We start from the raw sequence: 5,295 nt of genomic DNA, 5'->3' as shown, positions 1-5,295 counted from the left end.
CCGACCTCGCTCATATCGCCCGGATCACCGAGGGGCAGAAGGTGTCCTACATAACGGACATATCACCCGGGGAAGAGAACATTTCGAAGGTGATCGAGTTTGTTACGGGCTCCGACACATTCTACTGCGAAGCCTACTTCCTCCATGAGGATCTTGAACGGGCGGTCGAAAGGCATCATCTCACCGCACGCATCACGGGAATAATCGCCCGCAAAGCAGGGGTGAAGAATCTCGTCCTCGTGCACACCTCTCCGAAATACCGGGAACGGCCCGGCGTCATCGAGACTGAGGCGATAAGGGAATTCAGGACGGACGCACGCGAACTATGATAGGCAAAGCGTCCGCCCTCGCTTTTTCGCTTTACGGGAGATAGGCCCCTCACGATATTCTGACTTTTTCTGGGGTCATGGATTTTGCTATACTTTCGGAAGGAAAGCGTAAGGCAGGGACAATGAAAGGCACGATACTCTCTCTCGTCTTGTTCATCACTGTTTTCGGATGTGCATCGGAACCGAGATATGTCTGGGAGTCGGAAACGAGTCCCTTCTGGCATGAAATAAAGAATGAATATTATTCCGCAGTGATTTCCGTTATACAGGCCGATACCGGCTACGAGGGGTTTCTTTTGACGATCCGCAATAGATCGTCTCAAGAGCTCACCATTGACTGGAGTGAAACGAGATTCCTGAAAAACGGAATAGCCGACGGCGGTTTCGTATTCGAAGGCATGCCTCCCAAGGACCATGACAGGGTAAGACCGCTCGATACAATCCGCCCTGGTTCGGTCTTGACGGAAATACTCTATCCCGCCAGTCTGGCGAGTTATTCCGGGGAATGGCACCACAAACTCCTTCCCGACGGTATCAACAGCGTACACCTGGCCATTCGATTCGGACAGTATGAAATGGGAGAGACGAAAGACTTTGTCATGAGGAGCGTTGAAGTGAGACAAAAGCCCCAACCGGATGAGACGGTGTGGCGCGGGGGCATGGGTACCCTTCCTTAAGCCATCATTGCACTACCGAACTAAGCCCCCTTTCGAGTATCTTATCTCTTCTCCTCGGGAGAAAAAAACGATTCCAAGAATGATACTGCTCGAGATCTCCGCTCTTCACCACACAAAACTGAATATCTCGACACCGGCCAGAATTCTATCCTCATATTCCCAGCGATGCGTCAATTCGTCGCCTCTTCTTCCGGGGGCGGATCTTTCCCTTTCACTGGCCTCGGCAAGGTCACGGGCATATCGTGCGTTTGCCGGAGCGAGGTAACTTGCCATCCGGAATTGTGATACCGCTTCCTTCATCTGTCCCCGCTGGGCATAGGCGACTCCTAAGAGATCGTAATGAGCAGCGCTTGGTTGCAGGGCTAGCACTGTCTTGAACTCGCCGATCGCCAAATCCTTGAAGCCGGCTTCGGCAAGGGCACGTCCCAGATCCTCATGGATTTGGGCACGGTCCGGATTGAGCAATAGAGCGCCCTGATACTGTTCCACCGCTTCGAACAGACGGTTCTCGGCTGCGAGAGCGAGCCCGAGATGGTGATGTATGACGTAAAGGTTCGGCTCCAGTCGCGCCGCTGTGCGGTACTGCTCTATCGCCTCATCCCACCGTCCCTCCATCAATAGGGCATTCCCCAACTCAAATCGGGGCACAACGCTGTTCGGGGACTTCTGCACCGTGTCCCGGAAAAGGGATTGCTCGTCCCTCCATACCGTGTTTCTGCTGATGGTTCCCATGGCATAGACTCCCAGCAGGAGGGCGATGACGACGAGCAGTCCCCTCTTCACTTCGGGATGCGAGAATCTGCTCGGCACAAAGAAGAAGGCGATGAGCATTACAAACCCGAAAGAAGGGAGATAGAGGTATCTCTCGGAGTACAGCTTACCGGCAATCCCCTTGACGTATAGTGCCGGTACGAGGGGCACCAGGATGAGCAGCAGGGAGAGGAAGACAAGATTGTTTTTCTTTAACGCGATAACCAGACTGACGGCGATGATCAAAACAAAGAAGAGGGATGCCATACCCTCCGTCGTGAGAAGAGAGGTGATCGGATTATAGACGGGCCAAAAATTGAGATTCACGGGGAGGATCAGCTGATGCAGGTACCGGCTAAGAACAGGGAAGACATTCATCGCATACTGAGACGCGCTCAACCCCCCGAGCCTCTTCAGGGGCACCAGTCCCCCCAGGACATGGAATCGCACGATCACATAACAGCACACGACGAGAAGATATGCCGCATACCGTGCCGCCGTATGCAAAGACCAGAACGTCCGCTTTTCAAAGAGATAGTCGTAGGCTATCAGAATTCCCGGCAACGTGAGACCGGGCTCTTTGCAGAGGACGGCGAATAGAAACGACAACACCGACACCACGTAGCTCATGGTATAGTTTCCCCGAGATCTCACGTACAGATGAAAAGAGAGCAGATAGAAAAAGGCCATGGAGACGTCGGACAGACCCGCTATCCAAGTCACCGCCTCAGTATGAATGGGATGTACCGCGAATAACAGGGCAGCGATAAAGGGAGGTGTAAGAAGCCACGCCGTATCCCAATGGACGAACCGCCGGGCCGGAGGGCTGGCTTCTCCGGCCCTCCGCGTCATATACGCACCGAATAGTCCTGATGCGATGACGAATACCAGTATGGAAACGCCGATATGGAAGAGCACGCTCACGAAATGAAACCCCCATGCCTCGATTCCGAAGATACGGTAAATAACCATATAGAGGAGATTCAGCATCGGCCGATAATAGTTAGAGGTCGGCGGAGCTCCCTCAAATGTCCAGGCGCTTCTCAGAAATACTTCAGGGATATTCCTTAAGTCCCGTATAACGGGGTTCTTCAAGACCTGTGCATAATCGTCAAGGATGAAGCCGCTCGAAAGAGCATCGAAATAGACACCGAATGCTACGAGGGCGATGACAGCAACGGGGAAGAACACGGCCGTCTTCAGACTGTCCTTCCGCGGATTCACGAGTACCGCCCGCGGATCTCCAAGAATCGACCCTTACTTCCGTGGATGAAGCCTTTGCAAAGGGCGCGGGGATATGAGGCAAAATGAGCGGGAAAGACGACGATCATGAGGAGGAGAGGACTTCTCCGGAGAACTGGCTCACCTCCCCTGCCCTCCCGGAACACACTGAAAGATACCCTCGTGTCATGAGCCACCCGTAACGCCGCTCCTACCGATTCCTCTAAGGGCTACCGCACAATCTTCATACTGATATCTGCTGCAGGGGCGGAGTGCGTGAGGGCCCCGACCGATATGAGATCGACTCCCGTCTCGGCGATGCCCCTGACCTTGTCGATCGTTACCATGCCGGAGGCCTCCACGATGGCCTTCCCTTTGGCCATCTTTACCGCATTCTTCATATCCTCGACAGACATGTTGTCGAGCATCACAACATCGGCACCGGCCTTCAGGGCCTCCTGGAGGTCGTTGAGATTTTCTACTTCAACCTCTATTTTCGCGAGATGGTGTGCGTTCCTCGCCGCCTGAACGGCTGCCCTTATAGTGCCCGCAGCCTCTATATGATTATCCTTTATGAGGATGCCGTCATAGAGGCCGGCCCTGTGGTTGCTGCCTCCGCCGACCCTCACGGCATACTTTTCCATGAACCGCAATGCCGGGGTTGTCTTTCTCGTATCCACAATCTTGACGGGAAGGCCCTTCACCCTCTTCACAAATTCGCCGGTGAGCGTTGCGATGCCGGAAAGTCTCTGGAGAATGTTCAGGGCGACCCTTTCGCAGGTGAGCAACGTCCGCGTGCTGCCGGAGATTTCGGCTATGATATCGCCCTTCTTGACCCGTGAGCCGTCAGCATAGAATGTCGTAATCCTCGCATCAGGGTCGAAGATCTGAAAAACCTTGACGGCAAACGGCATCCCCGCGCAGATGAAACTTCCCTTTGCTAAGAGCAACGCCTTTGATTGCTGGTCCTCCGGGATGAGGAGCGTCGTCGTGATATCACCGTTCCCGATGTCCTCTTCGAGCGCGAGGCGTATCACACGTTCCACACTGGCGGGTATCTGCATTTTATTCGTCGTCGAAAACCGTTATTGCTTCTTGAAGAGCGCGATCAGACCCAGCGCCCCCCCGAGCACCGCACCGAATGCGAGAGCCGACCGCCAGTCAAGAAGGGTAGTCACCTCTCCTTCCACCCTGCCGGCTATCATCACGACCGCCGAGGTGTTTTCCGCCTTCACGTCCCGTGCGCCGAGCAGACCGACTGCACTTCTGTTGACAACCGTGTAATCCTTCGAGACGGAAATTGGCGAAAACGAGTACTGCAGATTCAGGCTATTCCCCACGGTTATCAGACCCATGCTTTGATTGAAATGGATATCTCCGCCGTGAACAAGCGTAGACGCACTCTGCGTGATTTCGATCCTCTCGCCGTCAATACTCAGGGCTCCCACCTGCTGAAGTTCGACATGACCGCCTTCTACGGACCGGACCGAACTCTGTCTGATCGTGACAAATTCGGCCTCGATAAGGTCGAGGTCTTCGTCTTTGAGCTCTCTTGTTTCCAAATCAGCCATTTTCCACCCCCACTTCTTTTAAACGCCCGATGCCTTTTTCGAGTCTCTCATCCCGCTGAACGAGTTCTTCATGCTTCGCCAGCTCCTTTTCGAAGATCTCCTTCGGGGCCCGCTTTCTAAAATCATCGTTTCGCAGTTTCTTGTCGAGCAGGCTCAGAGACTCTTCCACCTTCCTCTTCTCTTTCATAAGTCTATCAATTTCCGCAGCAATATTCAAAAGCCCTTCGAGCGGAACGTAAATCTCGAAAAGGTCTTTCACGGCAGTAGCCGAGCCTTTCGGTCTTTCTAGGGCTCTTCCAACCTCGATGTCCCTCGCTTTCGCGAGCCTCCGGATGAGGGCAAGGTTCTTCATGAGCACCTCCGTCGTACTCTCGGCAAAGGTCTTCACACGAACCGTAACCTCCAGAGCGGGGGATATGTTCATTTCTCCCCGTATGTTCCGTATTCCCGTGACGGCCTCAATGACCTGGGATATCTCCTTTTCCGCCGCCGGGTCCTCGGACAGGTCAACGGGATAGGGAGACACGACGATGCTCTCTCCCGCATCCTTCACAAAATCCCTCAACGTCTGCCATATCTCTTCGGTCACAAAAGGCATGAAGGGATGGAGCATCCTCAGGGAATTCTCGAGCACGGTGAGGAGACACGCAACGGACTCGGATTTATCTTCTGTCTCGCCGTAAAGGGCCTCTTTTGACATCTCGATATACCAGTCACAGAACTCATGCCAGATAAATTGATAGACAC

6 protein-coding genes are annotated in these 5,295 nt (G+C 53.8%); 2 read left to right on the top strand and 4 right to left on the bottom strand.

The window, feature by feature from the left end; all coding sequences use genetic code 11:
- Window positions 1–329: hypothetical protein (locus VEI96_10635; GenBank protein HXX58446.1), on the top strand; the 329-nt coding region annotated here is incomplete at its 5' end.
- 122 nt (window positions 330–451) lie between these two features.
- Entirely contained in the window at window positions 452–1,006 is a 555-nt protein-coding gene (locus tag VEI96_10630; protein ID HXX58445.1) for a hypothetical protein, read from the top strand.
- Window positions 1,007–1,111: 105 nt separating this feature from the next.
- Here the strand turns inward: VEI96_10630 and VEI96_10625 are convergent, their stop codons facing one another.
- The 4 genes from VEI96_10625 to VEI96_10610 all read right to left on the bottom strand — a co-directional run.
- Complete coding sequence (locus tag VEI96_10625) at window positions 1,112–2,980, bottom strand: tetratricopeptide repeat protein (GenBank protein ID HXX58444.1); 1,869 nt, start codon at window positions 2,978–2,980, stop codon at window positions 1,112–1,114.
- A 227-nt stretch (window positions 2,981–3,207) separates the two neighbouring features.
- Window positions 3,208–4,023, bottom strand: coding sequence for a carboxylating nicotinate-nucleotide diphosphorylase (gene nadC / locus VEI96_10620; GenBank protein ID HXX58443.1), 816 nt, complete (start codon window positions 4,021–4,023; stop codon window positions 3,208–3,210).
- A 39-nt stretch (window positions 4,024–4,062) separates the two neighbouring features.
- Window positions 4,063–4,548 (bottom strand): hypothetical protein, encoded by a 486-nt coding sequence (locus tag VEI96_10615; GenBank protein ID HXX58442.1) that lies wholly within the window; start codon window positions 4,546–4,548, stop codon window positions 4,063–4,065.
- On the bottom strand, window positions 4,541–5,295 hold a 755-nt coding region (locus VEI96_10610; GenBank protein HXX58441.1), incomplete at its 5' end, for a class I tRNA ligase family protein. The genes VEI96_10615 and VEI96_10610, both read right to left, overlap by 8 nt.

Source organism: Thermodesulfovibrionales bacterium, from assembly GCA_035622735.1.
Lineage (GTDB): Bacteria > Nitrospirota > Thermodesulfovibrionia > Thermodesulfovibrionales > UBA9159 > DASPUT01.
Note: the sequence above shows the minus strand (reverse complement) of the source record. Positions and strands in the feature narration are given on the sequence as shown.